This is a genomic window from Paraherbaspirillum soli (genome assembly GCF_042654985.1).
Classification (GTDB): Bacteria; Pseudomonadota; Gammaproteobacteria; order Burkholderiales; family Burkholderiaceae_D; genus Paraherbaspirillum; species Paraherbaspirillum soli.
In genome coordinates, this window is record NZ_JBHSMT010000014.1 from 248,926 (window position 1) to 264,348 (window position 15,423).

16 protein-coding genes and 1 riboswitch are annotated in these 15,423 nt (G+C 59.3%); of the genes, 6 read left to right on the forward strand and 10 right to left on the reverse strand.

Annotated features, from left to right (window positions below; translation table 11 throughout):
* Positions 1–100: 100 nt before the first annotated feature.
* The 3 genes from ACFPM8_RS11460 to ACFPM8_RS11470 are packed head-to-tail and all read right to left on the reverse strand — an operon-like array spanning position 101 to position 1,747.
* Positions 101–982, reverse strand: coding sequence for a PhzF family phenazine biosynthesis protein (locus ACFPM8_RS11460; protein ID WP_378997675.1), 882 nt, complete (start codon positions 980–982; stop codon positions 101–103).
* Positions 983–1,018: 36 nt separating this feature from the next.
* Positions 1,019–1,405: a VOC family protein gene (locus ACFPM8_RS11465; protein ID WP_378997676.1), complete on the reverse strand. Its 387-nt coding sequence runs from the start codon at positions 1,403–1,405 to the stop codon at positions 1,019–1,021.
* Between the two features lie 45 nt (positions 1,406–1,450).
* Positions 1,451–1,747, reverse strand: coding sequence for a cupin domain-containing protein (locus ACFPM8_RS11470; RefSeq protein WP_378997677.1), 297 nt, complete (start codon positions 1,745–1,747; stop codon positions 1,451–1,453).
* Between the two features lie 64 nt (positions 1,748–1,811).
* Here ACFPM8_RS11470 and ACFPM8_RS11475 point away from each other — a divergent pair, with 64 nt between their 5' ends.
* Positions 1,812–2,804, forward strand: coding sequence for a serine/threonine protein kinase (locus tag ACFPM8_RS11475; RefSeq protein WP_378997678.1), 993 nt, complete (start codon positions 1,812–1,814; stop codon positions 2,802–2,804).
* A 122-nt stretch (positions 2,805–2,926) separates the two neighbouring features.
* Here ACFPM8_RS11475 and ACFPM8_RS11480 read toward each other — a convergent pair whose 3' ends face one another.
* Both ACFPM8_RS11480 and ACFPM8_RS11485 read right to left on the reverse strand, forming a co-directional pair.
* A complete protein-coding gene (locus ACFPM8_RS11480) occupies positions 2,927–3,256 on the reverse strand; it encodes a DMT family transporter (RefSeq protein WP_378997679.1) in 330 nt (109 codons plus the stop codon).
* 57 nt (positions 3,257–3,313) lie between these two features.
* Positions 3,314–4,210, reverse strand: coding sequence for a LysR family transcriptional regulator (locus ACFPM8_RS11485; RefSeq protein ID WP_378997680.1), 897 nt, complete (start codon positions 4,208–4,210; stop codon positions 3,314–3,316).
* Between the two features lie 161 nt (positions 4,211–4,371).
* On the opposite strand from ACFPM8_RS11485, the gene ACFPM8_RS11490 reads away from it, so the two are divergent.
* From ACFPM8_RS11490 to fahA, 3 genes are read left to right on the forward strand one after another with little or no spacing between them, the layout of a single operon-like run.
* Entirely contained in the window at positions 4,372–5,772 is a 1,401-nt protein-coding gene (locus ACFPM8_RS11490; RefSeq protein ID WP_378997681.1) for an MFS transporter, read from the forward strand.
* Positions 5,773–5,789: 17 nt separating this feature from the next.
* Complete coding sequence (gene hmgA, locus ACFPM8_RS11495; RefSeq protein WP_378997714.1) at positions 5,790–7,109, forward strand: homogentisate 1,2-dioxygenase; 1,320 nt, start codon at positions 5,790–5,792, stop codon at positions 7,107–7,109.
* Between the two features lie 41 nt (positions 7,110–7,150).
* A complete protein-coding gene (fahA, locus tag ACFPM8_RS11500) occupies positions 7,151–8,422 on the forward strand; it encodes a fumarylacetoacetase (protein ID WP_378997682.1) in 1,272 nt (423 codons plus the stop codon).
* Between the two features lie 40 nt (positions 8,423–8,462).
* Here the strand turns inward: fahA and lpxO are convergent, their stop codons facing one another.
* The gene (lpxO, locus tag ACFPM8_RS11505) at positions 8,463–9,365 is read right to left on the reverse strand and encodes a lipid A hydroxylase LpxO (protein WP_378997683.1); all 903 of its coding nucleotides are present in this window, start codon (positions 9,363–9,365) and stop codon (positions 8,463–8,465) included.
* 373 nt (positions 9,366–9,738) lie between these two features.
* Positions 9,739–9,904: riboswitch (yybP-ykoY riboswitch) on the forward strand.
* Between the two features lie 101 nt (positions 9,905–10,005).
* On the opposite strand from lpxO, the gene ACFPM8_RS11510 reads away from it, so the two are divergent.
* Positions 10,006–11,016 carry a sodium:calcium antiporter gene (locus tag ACFPM8_RS11510; protein ID WP_378997684.1) on the forward strand — a complete coding sequence of 337 codons (1,011 nt, stop codon included), beginning with the start codon at positions 10,006–10,008 and terminating at the stop codon, positions 11,014–11,016.
* Positions 11,017–11,024: 8 nt separating this feature from the next.
* On the opposite strand, the gene ACFPM8_RS11515 is transcribed toward ACFPM8_RS11510, so the two are convergent.
* Complete coding sequence (locus ACFPM8_RS11515; protein WP_378997685.1) at positions 11,025–11,357, reverse strand: YnfA family protein; 333 nt, start codon at positions 11,355–11,357, stop codon at positions 11,025–11,027.
* 142 nt (positions 11,358–11,499) lie between these two features.
* Positions 11,500–12,081 carry a DJ-1/PfpI family protein gene (locus tag ACFPM8_RS11520; RefSeq protein WP_378997686.1) on the reverse strand — a complete coding sequence of 194 codons (582 nt, stop codon included), beginning with the start codon at positions 12,079–12,081 and terminating at the stop codon, positions 11,500–11,502.
* A gap of 383 nt (positions 12,082–12,464) precedes the next feature.
* Between ACFPM8_RS11520 and folE the strand changes: the two genes are divergently transcribed.
* On the forward strand, positions 12,465–13,094 hold the full coding sequence (gene folE / locus ACFPM8_RS11525; RefSeq protein WP_378997687.1) for a GTP cyclohydrolase I FolE: 630 nt from the start codon (positions 12,465–12,467) through the stop codon (positions 13,092–13,094).
* A gap of 50 nt (positions 13,095–13,144) precedes the next feature.
* Here folE and ACFPM8_RS11530 read toward each other — a convergent pair whose 3' ends face one another.
* A complete protein-coding gene (locus tag ACFPM8_RS11530) occupies positions 13,145–14,374 on the reverse strand; it encodes an MFS transporter (protein ID WP_378997688.1) in 1,230 nt (409 codons plus the stop codon).
* Positions 14,375–14,489: 115 nt separating this feature from the next.
* The gene (locus tag ACFPM8_RS11535; RefSeq protein ID WP_378997689.1) at positions 14,490–15,398 is read right to left on the reverse strand and encodes a LysR family transcriptional regulator; all 909 of its coding nucleotides are present in this window, start codon (positions 15,396–15,398) and stop codon (positions 14,490–14,492) included.
* Positions 15,399–15,423 lie beyond the last annotated feature (25 nt).

Consider the following 15,423-nt stretch of genomic DNA (forward strand, 5'->3'; position numbering starts at 1 on the left):
AAATGAGGATACGGATTTTATGATTGAAATCCGCTCAAGCTGCAAAATATTTAATGAGTATCCATAAAAAATCGCTCGCTACGATGTTTTAGCAATGCCTCTATTCAATATCCACGCTGCCGCGTCCGAGTTCTATCACTCTGCCGCCAACCTGTATTTCCCGGTTTTCAGTGACAGTAAGCAATAAACGGCAGGGCCGGGCGACCGCCTCGCCCTGGCTTACCTGGATGTGGGCAGGAATTGCCCGTCCTGTTTCAAGCAGCCAGCCGCCCAGGTTGGCGCAAGCCGATCCGGTGCCCGGATCTTCGCCGATGGCGCCGCCCTGCATCGCGAAAAAATAACGCGCCAATACCCGTTGCTCTTCGCCATCGTTGACGAAGGCGAATACGTACACCGTTTTTCGTCCCAGGCTGCTGACCGGCCAATGCCCCAGCTGGTCGCTGGCCGGCGCTGCGCGGCGCACCGCGTCCGCCGAATTGAGCGGGACCAGCAATTGGTCGCTGCCGGTATCCACCCATAGCGGATCGCTGAGGAGGTCGTCCTCCTTGAGACCGAGCATGCCGGCGATGAATGCATTGGGCAGCCCGCTGCTGCGCGTGAAGGATGGCGTTGCTGCCTGGTTCGCTGAAGCGGGCGCGGTAAACGTCCAGACATTGCCGTCGGCCGATGCCGCGACCACGCCGGCCTTGAATTCCAGCTTGACGCTATCGCCTGTTTTCCGCAGTTCGCGGACGACGTGCGCGCTGCCTAGCGTCGGATGCCCGGCGAAGCGCATTTCAAAACCGGGCGTAAAAATCCGGACCCGGGCGTCGGCGATCTCGGATGGCAGAACGAATGTCGTTTCCGAAAGATTGAACTGGCGCGCCAGGGCTTGCATGGTGTCGTCGCTCATGCCGCGGGCATCCTCGAACACGCACAAGGGATTGCCGCCAAAAGTCGTTTCGGCAAACACATTCAAAATACGATACTGGTAGCGCGGCATAAGGTGTTGTTCTCGATCTGCTGGTTGAGCTGCTTGTTAAGCCGTCATTGCAAAATTCAACTCGACGCCGTTCCCGGCCGGGTCCTGAAAAAAGATTTGTTTCTCCGTCGACGCCGGCACATGCGCCACTTCGTATTGCACCTGACGCGCCTGCAAGCGCGCTTCCATTTGCTCCGGATCGACGCAGCTAAAGGCAACATGATCAAAGGTGGTGGCGGTATGCGTCGCCCTGGGATCGCCGGCCTTGGCCTCGCTCAAATGCAGGATTGGGTGGCCGCCGGCATACAGCCAGTAGCCGAAACTGTTGAAAGGCGGCCGCGGGCCTGGTTCCAGTCCGACCACTTCGCAATAAAAATCCTTCAGTTGCAGCAGCAGGTCGCGCGGCGCGCGCAGATTGTAGTGATTGAGGGCGATGGCGGGCAAAGTTGGCTCCTGGAGTGGAAGTTATTTTTTTTGGAAAATAGTCTGTCAAACGTCGACGAACATCAAAGTGCCGTGACTGCCCGGCGCTACCGAGTGCGGGACATGGGCATCGACCACAAACATTTCGCCGGCGCGGATGCTGACGGTCCGGCCTGCAACGATCAAATTCATTTGGCCGTCCAGCACCAGAAACGCTTCATTGTAGTCATGCGTTTCTTCTTCGTAAGGCAAGCCATCCATGCGCAGGATCTTCAACCTGGCTGCGCCGACTTGTCCGATCACAGCGGAGCGCCAGGCCGATGGCAATTCGGACGCGGCTTGTTTTAAATCGATGACTCCCATCAGGTTTTCCTCGGCGTTGGCAAACGCTTAGTTTAATAGTTTGCAGGCGTTTACAATAGCCGCCATGAATACTCCAAACCCTGCATCATTCACAACCCTGACTCCCGACACCGTACTGGACGCGCTCGACAGCATCGGCTTGCATGGCGACGGCCGCCTGCTGGCGCTGAACAGCTATGAAAACCGGGTGTACCAGATCGGCATGGAAGAGGGGCCGCCGCTGGTGACCAAGTTCTACCGGCCGCAACGTTGGAGCGATGCCGCGATCCTGGAAGAGCATGGTTTCGTGCAGGAGTTGGTCGAGCGCGAAATCCCGGTGGTGGCCGCATGGGCGGACGCGGACGGTCGAACGCTGCATCAATTCGAAGGCTTCCGGTTTGCGGTTTTTCCGCGTCACGGCGGCCGTGCGCCGGAGCTGGAAGATCGCGCCACGCTGGAATGGCTGGGCCGTTTTCTAGGGCGCATCCATGCGGTCGGCGGTTTGAAGGTTTATCAGCAGCGGCCGACCCTGGATATCGCCAGTTTCGGCGAAGACCCGAGCGCCTATCTGCTGGCGCAAGGCTTCGTGCCGGACGATTTGCTGGAGGCCTACCGCAGCACCGTGACGCAGGCGCTGCAAGGCGTACGCCACTGTTTTGAGCGCGCCGGCAGCGTCCGCCATCTGCGCTTGCATGGCGATTGCCACGGCAGCAATGTGCTGTGGACCGATGCCGGACCGCACTTCGTCGATTTCGACGATAGCCGGATGGGGCCGGCGGTGCAGGATTTATGGATGCTGCTGTCCGGCGAACGCAAGGATATGGTGCGCCAGTTGAGCGACTTGCTGGCCGGCTACGAGGACTTCTGCGATTTCGAGCCGCGCGAATTGTATTTGATCGAGGCGCTGCGCACCTTGCGGCTGATTCACTATGCCGCCTGGATCGCGCGGCGCTGGGACGATCCGGCGTTTGCGGTGGCGTTTCCCTGGTTTAATACCCAGCGCTACTGGCAGGACCGGATACTTGAATTGCGCGAGCAGATTGCGCTGATGGATGAGCCGCCGTTGTGGCCGGCTTGATGCAGGGCGGTGAAAAACGTAGCGAGCGTGCCGAGTTTTGGTCGAGGAGCGGAGTCGTACGGATTGTACGATGAGCACCGGAGACCAAAAATCGGTGCGCGCAGTAGTTTTGCAACACCCTGCTAATGCGCGGCTGATTTCGAGAACAGATTCAGCACCACGACGCCGGACACGATCAAGCCGATCCCGCACAGTGCCGCGGCATCCAGGCTTTGCTTGAGAACCAGCCAGCCGACCAGCGCAATCAGTGCAATGCCGGCGCCCGACCATATCGCGTAGACCACCGCCACCGGTAAGGTGCGCAACGTCAGCGACAGGAAATAGAACGCGGTCAGGTAGCCCACGCCGACGATGATCGACGGCAGCGTGCGGGTGAATTCCGCGCTGGCTTTCAAGGCGCTGGTGGCGATGACTTCGGCGATGATGGCAATGCCCAGATAAATCCACTGCATGAAATTCTCCTAAAGGTGGGGGAGTGCCACATCTTACCGGCAATTATTTGTAAAACGTCAATCCAGACCGGCAAAAAGTTCAGTCACGAAATCGACAAACACCCGCACCTTGGCTGACAGCTGATGGCTTTGGTGATACACCACCGACACCGGCGGCCCGGGTGTGGCCCAGTCGGCAAGCACCGGCACCAGCCGGCCGTCGCGCATCTGCGGGTTGAGCGACAAGGTCAGCAACTGGACGATGCCGGCGCCGCTGACCGCCGCCTGGATCAGGGTTTCGGCGTGGTTGATCGAGATATTGCCGGGCGGCTGCCAGCTCAACTGTTGCTTGCCCTTGCTGAAAGTCCACGGCACGTTCTGGCCGCTGTTCGGATGAATGAAGGCCAGACAGCGAAAGTCAGCCAGCTCCTGCGGCGTGCGCGGCGTGCCGTGACGCGCCAAAAAATCCGGCGCGGCGCAACACACATTGCGCGGTTGATAGATGCGGCGAGCCACCATGCCGGAATCCTTCAGCTCGCCGATCCGCAGCCAGACATCGCCGCGTCCTTCCACCATATCGACCATGCGGTCGCCGACATTAACCCGGATCGACAGTTCCGGGTACAGCTCGGTAAAGCGCGACAGCGCCGGCGCCAGGTAAACCCGCGCAATCACGGTCGGCACATCGACCCGCAACACCCCCTGCGGCGTGGCGCGCCCGCCTTGCAATGCGCCTTCCAGTTCCATCATGTCGCCCAGCAGCCGTTGCGCACGCTGGTAGCAGCTATGGCCATCGTCGGTCATCGAAATCTTGCGCGTGGTGCGGTTCAGCAGGCGCACGCCGAAATGCCGTTCCAGGCTGGCGATATGGTTGGTGATGGTGGCGTTCGACATTTCCAGCTGCTCCGCCGCGCGGCTGAAGCTATTCAGTTCGACCACCTGGCAAAACACCCGCAGCGATTCCAGCCTATCCATGATTGTTTAATCTATCTAAAAAATGATTTTAATTATTACCTATTTTTATGCAAAATAAAAAGGATGATAATGGCAAAATTATCCGACGCGGCCAGCACTCGATCAGCGCTTCGCCTGATTCGGTACGGTCGCGAGACACTAAAAATAACCAGGAGACATGGATGGTCGCGACAGCGAACAACGATGCAACGGACGCAGTAGGTGCCATAGGCGCAGCAGGCGCAATCGACATTCCCGCCTTGATCGACCGCAGCAGGATCGGCGGATTTCAAATCGTGATGCTGATGTTGTGCGGCATCTGCCTGGTCATCGACGGCTTCGACGTGCAGGCGATGGGTTATGTGGCGCCGGCCATCATCCATGACTGGGGCATCGCCAAGGCGAATCTGGGGCCGGTGTTCGGCGCCGGTTTATTCGGCATGCTGGTCGGCTCGTTGACCTTGAGCATGCTGGCCGATCGTATCGGCCGGCGTCCGGTGCTGATCGGCGCGACCTGGTTCTTTGCCGCTTGCATGCTGCTGACGCCGATGGCGGGCAGCGTCGGCCAGCTGGAAATCCTGCGCTTCATCACCGGCCTCGGCTTGGGCGCGATCATGCCGAATGCCATGGCACTGGCGGGGGAATACAGTCCGCTGCGCAAGCGCGTGACGCTGATGATGCTGGTCTCCTGCGGCTTTACGCTGGGTGCTGTGCTGGGCGGATTGCTGTCGGCGGCGTTGATTCCGCGTTTCGGCTGGCAGTCGGTGTTCCTGGTGGGCGGCGCGGTGCCGCTGGTGATCGGCTTGCTGATGCTGTTCTGGCTGCCGGAGTCGATGCAGTTCCTGGTGTTGCGCGGCAAAAAGCTGGAGCAAGTCGGCCGCTGGCTGCGACGGATCGACCCTAACGTCGCGGTCGATGGCGGCACGCGCTACATCGTCCGCGAAAAAGCAGGCAAGGGCGCGCCGGTCATGCAGTTGTTCCGCGACGGCCGGGCAAAGGTCACGCTGCTGCTGTGGGTCATCAATTTCATGAACCTGGTGAATCTGTATTTCCTGTCGAACTGGCTGCCGACGATTGCCAAGGACGCCGGCCTGTCGACCGCCAGCGCGGTACTGGCCGGCACCACCTTGCAGATCGGAGGTACGTTCGGCACGCTGATCATGGGCCAGTTGATTGACCGCTCCAGCTTCCGCCGGGTGCTGATTCCGGTGTTCCTGATCGCCGCTGTTTCGGTAGCGCTGATCGGCCGTCCCGAGGTGTCGCTGGTGTTCCTGTTTGCCAGTATTCTTGTTGCCGGCTTCTGCATCGTCGGCGGTCAACCGGCGGTCAATGCGATGGCCGGCACTTACTATCCGACCACCTTGCGCTCGACCGGCATCGGCTGGAGTCTCGGCGTCGGCCGCATCGGGTCGATCGTCGGGCCGGTACTCGGCGGCGAACTGATCCGGCTGAACTGGCCCAACAGCACCATCTTCATCGTACTGGCGGTCCCGGCGCTGGTATCGGCGCTGATGCTGGTGCTGATGGGCAGCGCATCACATGCATCAAACCGTATTGCAGCCAACGTCAGTACGGCCAATTAAGGAGAGAACCAATGAATATGCCAGTACCAAACCAGAGCGGCGAGCTCCGCTATCAATCCGGCTTTTGCAACGACTTTGCAAGTGAAAGTTTGCCCGGCGCACTACCGCCGGCGCAAAATTCGCCACAAAAAGCACCGTACGGCCTGTACGCCGAACAACTGTCAGGCACCGCTTTCACCGCACCGCGCGCCCACAACCGGCGCAGCTGGCTGTATCGGATACGGCCGGGGGCGATGCATCATGCGTTTGAAAAAATCGACAATCGGCTGCTGTCCAGCGGCCCGTTCAATCAAGTCGCAGCGCCGCCGAACCAGTTGCGCTGGAACCCGCTGCCGATTCCGGCGGCCGATGCGCCTACCAATTTTATCGATGGCCTGATCACGGTGGCCGGCAATGGCGACCCGGCCAGCCAGGTCGGGATCGCGATTCACCTGTATACGGCCAATTGCTCGATGCAGGATCGCTTCTTCTACGATGCCGACGGCGAGTTGCTGATCGTGCCGCAACAGGGGCGCTTGCTGGCGCGCACCGAAATGGGCGAGCTCGAAGTAGCGCCGGGCGAAATCCTGGTGATCCCGCGCGGCGTGCGGTTCCAGATGGTATTGCCGGACGGCGTCGCGCGCGGCTACGTTTGCGAAAATTACGGCGCAGCATTCCAGCTGCCAGAGTTGGGGCCGATCGGTTCCAACGGGCTGGCCAATGCCCGCGACTTCCTGGCGCCGGTGGCGGCCTTCGAAGAACGCGAAGGGGAGTTCCAGCTGGTGGCCAAATTCGGTGGTCAATTATGGGCCGCCCGGATCGATCATTCGCCGCTGGACGTGGTCGCCTGGCACGGCAATTACACGCCGTACAAATACGACCTGAGTCGCTTCAACACGATCAACACGGTTAGCTACGACCATCCCGATCCGTCGATCTTCACCGTGCTGACCTCGGCCTCCGACACACCCGGCACCGCCAATGTCGATTTCGTGATTTTCCCGCCGCGCTGGATGGTGGCGGAAAACACTTTCCGGCCGCCATGGTTCCATCGCAACGTGATGAGCGAATACATGGGACTGGTGCACGGCGCTTACGATGCCAAGGCCGACGGCTTCGCGCCCGGCGGCGGCAGCTTGCATAACTGCATGAGCGGTCACGGTCCGGACGCGGCGACTTTCGACAAGGCCAGCAACGCTGCGCTGGCGCCGCACCGGATCGACAATACAATGGCCTTCATGTTTGAAAGCCGCTACCTGATTCACCCGACCCGCTATGCGCTGGACACGCCGCATTTGCAAAAGGATTATCTGCAATGCTGGCATGGCTTGAAAAAGCATTTCAACGGCCAGCCATAACACTATCGACGCACTAACACCAAAAAGAGAGAGAAAAGATTATGCAAACCAATGACCCCGCGTTGAAATCATTTATTCCAACGCCGCCGGAATCCCATTTTCCGATCCAGAATTTGCCGTTCGGCGTGTTCAGCACCGCCGCCAATCCTGCGCCGCGGGTCGGCGTGGCGATCGGCGACCAAGTGCTGGATCTGGCCGAACTGTCCGAGGCTGGATTGCTGACCGTGGGATCGGATGTATTCCGCCAAGCCAGCCTGAATCCCTTCATCGCGCTGGGCCGGCAAACCTGGCGCAGCACCCGCGCCAGCATCAGCCAATTGCTGCAGCACGATAACTTGCAGCTGCGCGACAACCAGGCGCTGCGCACCAAGGCCTTGGTCGCGCAGGACCAGGTCACGCTGCACCTGCCATTGGAAATTCCCGGCTATACCGATTTCTATTCGTCGAAAGAGCATGCGACCAATGTCGGCTCGATGTTCCGCGATCCGGCCAACGCGCTGCTGCCGAACTGGCTGCACATTCCGATCGGCTACAACGGCCGCGCCAGTTCGGTGGTGGTCAGCGGCACGCCGGTGCAGCGTCCGAACGGTCAGTTGAAATTGCCGGATGCCGAAGCGCCTATCTTCGGCGCCTGCCGCAAGCTGGATTTTGAACTGGAGACCGGTTTCATCATCGGCCAGCCGAACGCGCTGGGCGAGCCGATCGATATCGCCGACGCCGAACAGCATATTTTCGGCATGGTCCTGCTCAACGACTGGAGCGCGCGCGATTTGCAGCAATGGGAATACGTGCCGCTCGGCCCGTTCAACAGCAAGTCGTTCGCGACTTCGATTTCGCCGTGGGTGGTGACGATGGAAGCGCTGGAACCGTTCCGCGTCGCCAGCCCGGTGCAGCAACCCGAGCCGCTGCCGTACTTGCGGCAGAGCGGCAACAACGGCTATGACATCGCGCTGGAAGTGAGCCTGAAGACCTCGGATGCAGCGCCGGCGCAAACCATTTGCCGCACCAATTTCAAGGCGATGTACTGGACCATGACGCAGCAGTTGGCGCATCACACGGTGTCCGGTTGCAATACGCGGATCGGCGACCTGATGGGCTCAGGCACCATCAGCGGCAGCACGCCGGACTCCTACGGCAGTTTGCTGGAGTTGACCTGGAACGGTAAAAACCCAGTTACCTTGGCCGACGGTTCGCAGCGCAGTTTCATCCAGGACGGCGACCAGGTGGAGATGACCGGCTGGTGCCAGGGCGATGGTTATCGCGTCGGTTTCGGCAGCGTTAGTGGCAAGATTTTGCCAGCACGAAGCAAGTAAAGAGAAAGGGTGCCGCGGCACCCTTTTTTATAAGCTGTAATCAGATATAAATAATGCCGACCACCGCACCGATGATCAAACCGAACTTGACCACGTAATACAGCGGTTTGCTGAATTTCTTCAAGCGCCGCCGATATTGGCCGGCCGACCACACGAAGCGGAACAGCTTATTGATGCCGCCGGTCTCGTCCCCGGTTTCGTTCGGCGAAGCGGCGGCGGTCATCATGGTTTTGCCGAGCCAGCGGTTGATCGCCTGCGCCCAGCGATAACGCATCGGCCGTTCGATGTCGCAGAAAATGATGATGCGATTGATGGCGGTGTCGTTATGCGCCCAGTGGATGTAGGTTTCGTCGAACACCACGCCGTGACCGTCGCGCCAGCTGTAGCGCTCGCCGTTGACTTCGATAAAGCAGCGGTCGTCGTTGGGCGTGACCAGGCCCAGGTGGTAACGCAGGGAGCCGGCATACGGGTCGCGGTGCGGATTGAGCATGCCGCCCGGTCCCAGTTCGGCAAACATTGCGGCCTTGACGCTCGGTATGCTGCGCAGCAGGGCCACGGTTTTCGGGCAGAATTTCTCGGCCGACGGGTGGCTGGCGTCATACCATTTCAAATAAAACCGCTTCCAGCCGGCCTTGAAGAAAGAGTTGAAGCCGGCATCGTCGTTTTTTTCCGCGGCGCGAATTTTTTCCAGTCCGATCAGGCTTTTGGCTTCATCGCGAATGGTTTCCCAATTGTCTTCCAGCACTTTCAGGTCGTTGAAGGTGCTGGTCGGCAGGTAGGGGGTATTGGTCGGCACCTTCGAAAACAAATACATGAAGATATTGAGCGGGGCCATGATCGACGAGTGGTCGAACAATTGCCGGAAAAAAGGCAGGCGTGCCTTGCCGCGAAAGTGCACGAACAAAACCGATAAAAGAAAAATGCTGACTACTGCCCATTTCATGAAAATGTGCTCCGCTTCAAAAAAATCAGATTGCAGGACAGTCGCCGGTAACGGCATGAACCCTGTCTTGCGCTGGGAAAATGGCGATAAAAATCGAAAAGATCGCCATTTTATCCTTTTGTGCGGTGCGGGCGTGATTTGGCGCCGAGTTGTTCATCCTCGCACCTTATGACTTCCTACGCCACGTTCAGCAGTAGGTCGGAAAAGCGCAGCGCCTTCCGACGGCGTGAATCGCATCAGACGGTCAAGTCCCTGGCATTTCTCGGCGGCATGCAATATGTCGGAAGGCGCTACGCTTTTCCGACCTACAATTGTCGATGCCTCCGCGTCATTGCCGCGTTGCAAGCGTCGATATTTCGGTGCTAATATTGCGCCTCCTTAGGGGAGTAGCCGCCTTCATTTCATGTGAAGAGCGCATGTCAACATACTTGGCGCATATCGCCATGGCATGCGCGACCGCACGGTTTGGCAAGACCTATGGTGCAATGCCTTTACCCGGCCGGGCCAAGGCGCTGCGCCATTTGTCAGTGCCCGGCCCTAGGAAACTCCTGATGCGTCTTCTCATCTCTTTACCGCTTTCATACGCCGCCAGCGCATTTCTTGCGCCTCAGCCATCTGTTCATTGCCCGGGAGCGCACGCATGATGCTCGCCATTGCGCTCTTGCTCGGTTCCGCCGTCCTTATTTATTTGTCGTGTGAGTATTTCGTCAATAGCATCGAATGGGTCGGACGCCGGCTCGGCATCGCGCAAAGCGCGGTGGGTACGGTGTTGGCGGCTTTCGGCACCGCCTTGCCGGAAAGCGTGGTGACTTTTGTCGCGGTGGTGTTCGGCGCCGATGCCGCGCACAGGGAAATCGGGGTCGGCGCGGCGCTTGCCGGGCCGCTGGTATTGAGCACGATTGCCTATGCGGTGGTGGGGCTGGTGTTTATCCTGCAGCGCAAAAATAGCGGCAATATTTTGCTGTCGGCCAGCGCGGCCGGCCGCTTGAGTCGCGATCAATCCTGGTTCATGGGGATTTTCGTGCTCAAGGTCGGCCTCGGGCTGGTTGCGTTCGCGATCAAACCGTGGCTAGGCTGGCTGTTCCTACTGGCCTATGGCGTTTATATCTGGGGCGAGATGCGCAAGGAAGAGGAAGAGGATGCCGATGCCGAAATCAATGAACTGGAACCGCTGAAGTTCCGCCCGCACGATCCGCTGCCGGGGATAGGCTGGGCGCTGCTGCAAACGGTGGTGGCGCTGGTCGTGATCTTCCTCAGCTCTCAGCTATTCGTGCATCAACTGGGGGAAATCGCTCCCTGGCTTGGGATTTCGCCGCAGCTGGCGGCCTTGTTGCTGAGTCCGATCGCCACCGAGTTGCCGGAGATTTTGAACGCGGTGATCTGGGTGCGGCAAGGCAAGCAGACGCTGGCGCTGAGCAATATCAGCGGCGCCATGATGATCCAGGCCACCATCCCGACCGCGCTGGTGCTGATGTTTACACCGTGGATGCTGAACTCCGCGCTGGTCTGGGCGGCGGCGGTGACGATGCTGTCGATTGCCGGCTTGTACGGCTTGCTGCGCAGGGGCATGTTGAGCGGCGGCCGGCTGGCCTTGTTCGGGCTGCTGTACCTGGCGTTTGCGCTTGGTTTGGGGCTGATCGGGGTGCGTTGATTGCAACTTCAAGCGCGCGAGCCCAGCACTATCACTGCCGCACCGGCCAGTGCCAGCCCGACCCCGCCCAGATCGGTCCATCTGGGCGTGATGCCGTCGACGCTCCATAACCAGCAAATCGCCGCGGCGATGTAGACCGCACCATACGCGGCATAAACCCGGCCGCTGGCCGTCGGATGCAGCGTCAGCAGCCAGATGAACGCCATCAGGCTGATGGCCGCCGGCAGCAATAGCCAGGGCGAGCCTTTGCCGTTGAGCCACAGCATCGGCAAATAGCAGCCAAGCAGTTCCGCCAGAGCGGTCAGCAGGAATAATCCGAAAGTTTTTGTGAGCGCAAGCATGGGGCGGAACCTTCTTCTGTTAAAGGCCATATGGTAGGCCGTGGCCATGCATCTTGTGCGCTATTTCCCGATTTCCATATGGCTGCGCAGATCTTGCTTGTGCTGTCGGCAAGCGACAGCACAAGCATTCAACGACAGCGCATCACAGCTCGATGCGGGTGCCCAAGGCCTGCAGGAACAGCGCCAGCCAGGCCGGATGCGCCGGCCATGCAGGAGAGGTCACCAGGTTGCCGTCGCGGTGCGCGGCGCCGATATCGATTTCGGCATATTTGGCGCCCGCCAGTTTGACTTCGGGCGCGCAGGCGGGATAGGCGGAACAGGTTTTTCCTTCCAGCACCCCGGCTGCAGCCAGCAATTGCGCGCCGTGGCAGACCGAGGCGATAGGTTTGTCGGCGGCAGCGAATTGCTGGACGATTTCAATCACGCGAGGATTCAGGCGCAGGTATTCCGGCGAGCGGCCGCCGGGGATCAGCAATGCATCGTAGCGGCCGACATCGACTTCGCTGAAGGTGGCGTTCAAGGTGAAGCGATGACCCGGCTTTTCGCTGTAGGTTTGATCTCCTTCAAAGTCGTGGATCGCCGTGCGGACCTGGTCCCCGGCAGCTTTGTCGGGACAGACCACATCGACTTGGTGGCCGACCATCTGCAGTGCTTGAAACGGCACCATCAGTTCATAGTCTTCAACGTAATCGCCGGCCAGGATCAGGATTTTCTTTGCGCTCATGGTAGACCTTTCAGTAACACTTCATGGGAGGACTGCTGGGATAAATTGGCGAACATGCAATGGCGAAAAAATGCCGGGTAGTAACAGCTTACTACTAGCGGACTGTAGCAACCAATTCAAGAGCGCCTGTCACGTACCCGACACGCATGGCGGCGTTGCAAATGCTCGCAATAGTCTCGCTATTGCTGCGCTTTGCGCCTTGCCCTGCGCGCCGGGAACGCGCCCTTCGCTCTCGAATCGGCTGTTACAGTCCACTGAGCGATTTTCGATCTTGCAGTGCAAAATTCTGTGCCTTCGCTATCATGCTGCTTGTTGCTTCCTCTGCGGTTCAGTTTAGACCGGCAAAAACACATTCCATTTCAGAACAGATAAAGGTAATCCAGATGGCCTTAAAAGATAAGTCGCAACCCGTTGCATTGGTTGCATCGCCCGAGCGTCCCAGCCGCGCTGACGCAGAATCGGCCATTCGTACCCTGTTGCGCTGGGCCGGCGATGATCCGGACCGGGAAGGGCTGCTGGATACGCCGGCGCGCGTAGCCCGTGCCTACGAAGAATTTTTCGCAGGCTATAGCAAGGACCCGATCGAGATCCTGTCAACCACTTTTTCGGAAGTGGAAGGTTATGACGAGATGGTGATATTGACCAATATCCGTTTCGAGAGCCATTGCGAGCATCATATGGCGCCGATTATCGGCAAGGCGCATGTGGCCTATCTGCCGGATCATCGGGTGGTGGGTATTTCCAAGCTGGCGCGGCTGGTCGATATCTATGCCAAGCGTCTGCAGATTCAGGAAAAGATGACTGTGCAGATTGCGGATGCCTTGCAGGAAGTATTGCAGCCGAAGGGGGTTGCGGTCGTGATCGAGGCTTCGCACCAATGTATGACCACGCGCGGTATTCATAAACCCGGCACCAGTCTGGTGACCAGCCGTATGCTGGGTGCGTTCCGCGACGATCCGGCCACCCGCCGCGAATTCATGAGCATCATCGGTTCACAGCAGATTCACGACTAAGCAGTTTGATGTCCAGCGCGGTGTCAATCCGCGCTGGAGTTTTGCAAGACTCAGATCGTCACCCCATGCCCCGTCACCCGCGCCAGCATCGCCCGGCGCACCACGCCTCGCGACAAATACCAGTAGACCAGCGCAACCACGGTCGACAGCAACGCAAATCCCATCATCCCGGCGTGCAGGTAGAACAGCTTGTACAGCTCGATGCCGATCGCGTACAGCAGCATGTTGATGATACCCAGCGCGGCGCCGGCAGTGGCTTTGGAGATCGTGCTTTCGGTCAGCGTGAAACGAATCATGACCGCTGACGACAGTCCCTCGCCGAACGCAATCACGCTGATGCCGGCCACCAGGAAATAAGGTTTGTCGAGGAAGGCGGCGCCCACCAGCATGATTACAATACCCAGCCCGATCGGATACCAGGCCAGTTTGACCGAGTTGCCTAGTCGCCAGCGGTCGACCTGGCGCGCCAGGACCAGGTTGCCGGCGATCAGGCTGCCGAACACAGGGATTTGCCAAAAGCCGTACTCGACCACGCTCAAGTGCCCATCCGCCACCAGAATCAGCGGCGACATGGCGATCCATCCGATCAACGGCATCGCCAGCAGCGGGATGCACAGCGCGCCCATTAAAAAGCGGTGGTTGGTAAATACCGCGCGATAGTCGTGCCAGATCTGTATCAGCGGCAATTTTTCAGCGCGCGATATGACCGTCTCCGGCATGTGCCGGGCCAGACCGATCAAGGCCAACGAGGCGACTGCGGCGATGAACACAAACACCATGCGCCAGGGCCAGATTTCAATCATGAAAGCGCCCGCGACCGGGCCGATCAACGGCGCGATCAAGGCCACGTTCGCCATCAGCGCAGTGACCCGGATCGCGGCTTTTTCCTCGAAAGCTTCCTGCACCACGGCATAGCCGACGGAGGAAATAAAGCAGAGTCCCATGCCCTGCGCCACGCGCAACAAAATGAAGCTTTCAATACTGTTGGAAAGCAAGGTTGCCAGGCAGGACAGGATAAAAAAGACGGTGCCGCCCAACATCACGGGCCGCCGCCCGATGCGATCCGAGAGCGGGCCGAACAGCCATTGAAACAGCGCGCCGCCAACTAAAAATGCGGTCATGGCCGAAGCCATCCACGCGGCGCTGGCGCCGAATTCATGCGTCACAGTCAGCATCCCGGGCTGGATCATGTCGTTGGCGATATAAACCGAAAACTCGAATAACACCAGGGCTAGCGGGAACATCAGGGTAGTACGGGTCAGAACGGAGATTTTTTGCATTGATGTATTGGTTGAAGCGGACGAACGTTATTTGATAAGCGAAGAAGCATTACACAAAGGCGGACTCAATTGGCAGCTCATTTGCAGATTTGTGGCGGATTTCGATTGAATTGCATCAGGCCGCTGACCCATCCCAATCGGCATCGGCCGCGAATTGCTCGACCAGGAAATCCAGCATCACGCGCAGGATCACCGGCATTTGCCGGCGCGACGCGTACACGCCGTAAATGTTCATCTCGCGCGCTTGGTAATCGCCCAGCAATGCCACCAGCTTGCCGCTACGCAGCAGCGGTGCGGCCGAGTACAGCGGTTGCAAGGTAATGCCGGCGCCGCTGGCAGCGGCTTCCAATAGCACCGACGATTCGTTGGCGCTCATGTTGCCGCCGACCGGCACCGCCACCGGCGCGCCGTTTTTTTCGAATTCCCACAGGCTTTTGCCGAAGTAAGAATAGGTCAGGCAGTTATGCAGCGCCAATTCTTCAGCCGTCCTCGGCGTGCCGTGTTGTTGCAGGTAGGACGGCGCAGCACACACCACCGAGCGGCAGACGGCAAGTTTGCGCGCAATCAAGTTGGGATCGAGCGCATTGGTGATGCGAATCGCCAGGTCGACCCGTTCTTCGATCAGGTTGACCGCACGATCCACCAGCAGCATCGAGACCGCGGTGCCCGGATATTGTTTCAGGAAGCGGGTCAGGACCGGAGCAAGGTAAGCCTGCCCCAGCGACATGCTGCAAGTCAGTCTGAGCGTGCCGCGCGGGGTGTTGTCGGGAGGCGCCGCCGAGGCCTGGATCTTGCCGGCCAGTTCCAGCATGTGGCGGCAACGGGGCAGGGTTTCGCTGCCGGCCGATGTCAGGCTCAATTTGCGCGTGGTGCGGTGTAGCAAGCGGGCCCCGACCCATTCTTCCAGCTCCGCCAGATAACGCGACACCATCGCCCGCGACATATCGAGTTGGTCCGAGGCCGCGGTCAAGCTGCCGCGGTCCGCCACTTCCACAAAAACACGCATTGCTATCAGCCTATCCATGATTCGCTCGATCCATGCAACTAAC

Coding starts and splice junctions, on each gene's coding strand:
- ACFPM8_RS11460 (WP_378997675.1), bottom strand. CDS start 982: ATGCCGCGCTACCAGTATCGTATTTTGAATGTGTTTGCCGAAACGACT.
- ACFPM8_RS11535 (WP_378997689.1), bottom strand. CDS start 15,398: ATGGATAGGCTGATAGCAATGCGTGTTTTTGTGGAAGTGGCGGACCGC.
- ACFPM8_RS11530 (WP_378997688.1), bottom strand. CDS start 14,374: ATGCAAAAAATCTCCGTTCTGACCCGTACTACCCTGATGTTCCCGCTA.
- ACFPM8_RS11510 (WP_378997684.1), top strand. CDS start 10,006: ATGATGCTCGCCATTGCGCTCTTGCTCGGTTCCGCCGTCCTTATTTAT.
- ACFPM8_RS11475 (WP_378997678.1), top strand. CDS start 1,812: ATGAATACTCCAAACCCTGCATCATTCACAACCCTGACTCCCGACACC.
- lpxO (WP_378997683.1), bottom strand. CDS start 9,365: ATGAAATGGGCAGTAGTCAGCATTTTTCTTTTATCGGTTTTGTTCGTG.
- folE (WP_378997687.1), top strand. CDS start 12,465: ATGGCCTTAAAAGATAAGTCGCAACCCGTTGCATTGGTTGCATCGCCC.
- ACFPM8_RS11515 (WP_378997685.1), bottom strand. CDS start 11,357: ATGCTTGCGCTCACAAAAACTTTCGGATTATTCCTGCTGACCGCTCTG.
- fahA (WP_378997682.1), top strand. CDS start 7,151: ATGCAAACCAATGACCCCGCGTTGAAATCATTTATTCCAACGCCGCCG.
- ACFPM8_RS11480 (WP_378997679.1), bottom strand. CDS start 3,256: ATGCAGTGGATTTATCTGGGCATTGCCATCATCGCCGAAGTCATCGCC.
- ACFPM8_RS11490 (WP_378997681.1), top strand. CDS start 4,372: ATGGTCGCGACAGCGAACAACGATGCAACGGACGCAGTAGGTGCCATA.
- ACFPM8_RS11485 (WP_378997680.1), bottom strand. CDS start 4,210: ATGGATAGGCTGGAATCGCTGCGGGTGTTTTGCCAGGTGGTCGAACTG.
- ACFPM8_RS11520 (WP_378997686.1), bottom strand. CDS start 12,081: ATGAGCGCAAAGAAAATCCTGATCCTGGCCGGCGATTACGTTGAAGAC.
- hmgA (WP_378997714.1), top strand. CDS start 5,790: ATGCCAGTACCAAACCAGAGCGGCGAGCTCCGCTATCAATCCGGCTTT.
- ACFPM8_RS11470 (WP_378997677.1), bottom strand. CDS start 1,747: ATGGGAGTCATCGATTTAAAACAAGCCGCGTCCGAATTGCCATCGGCC.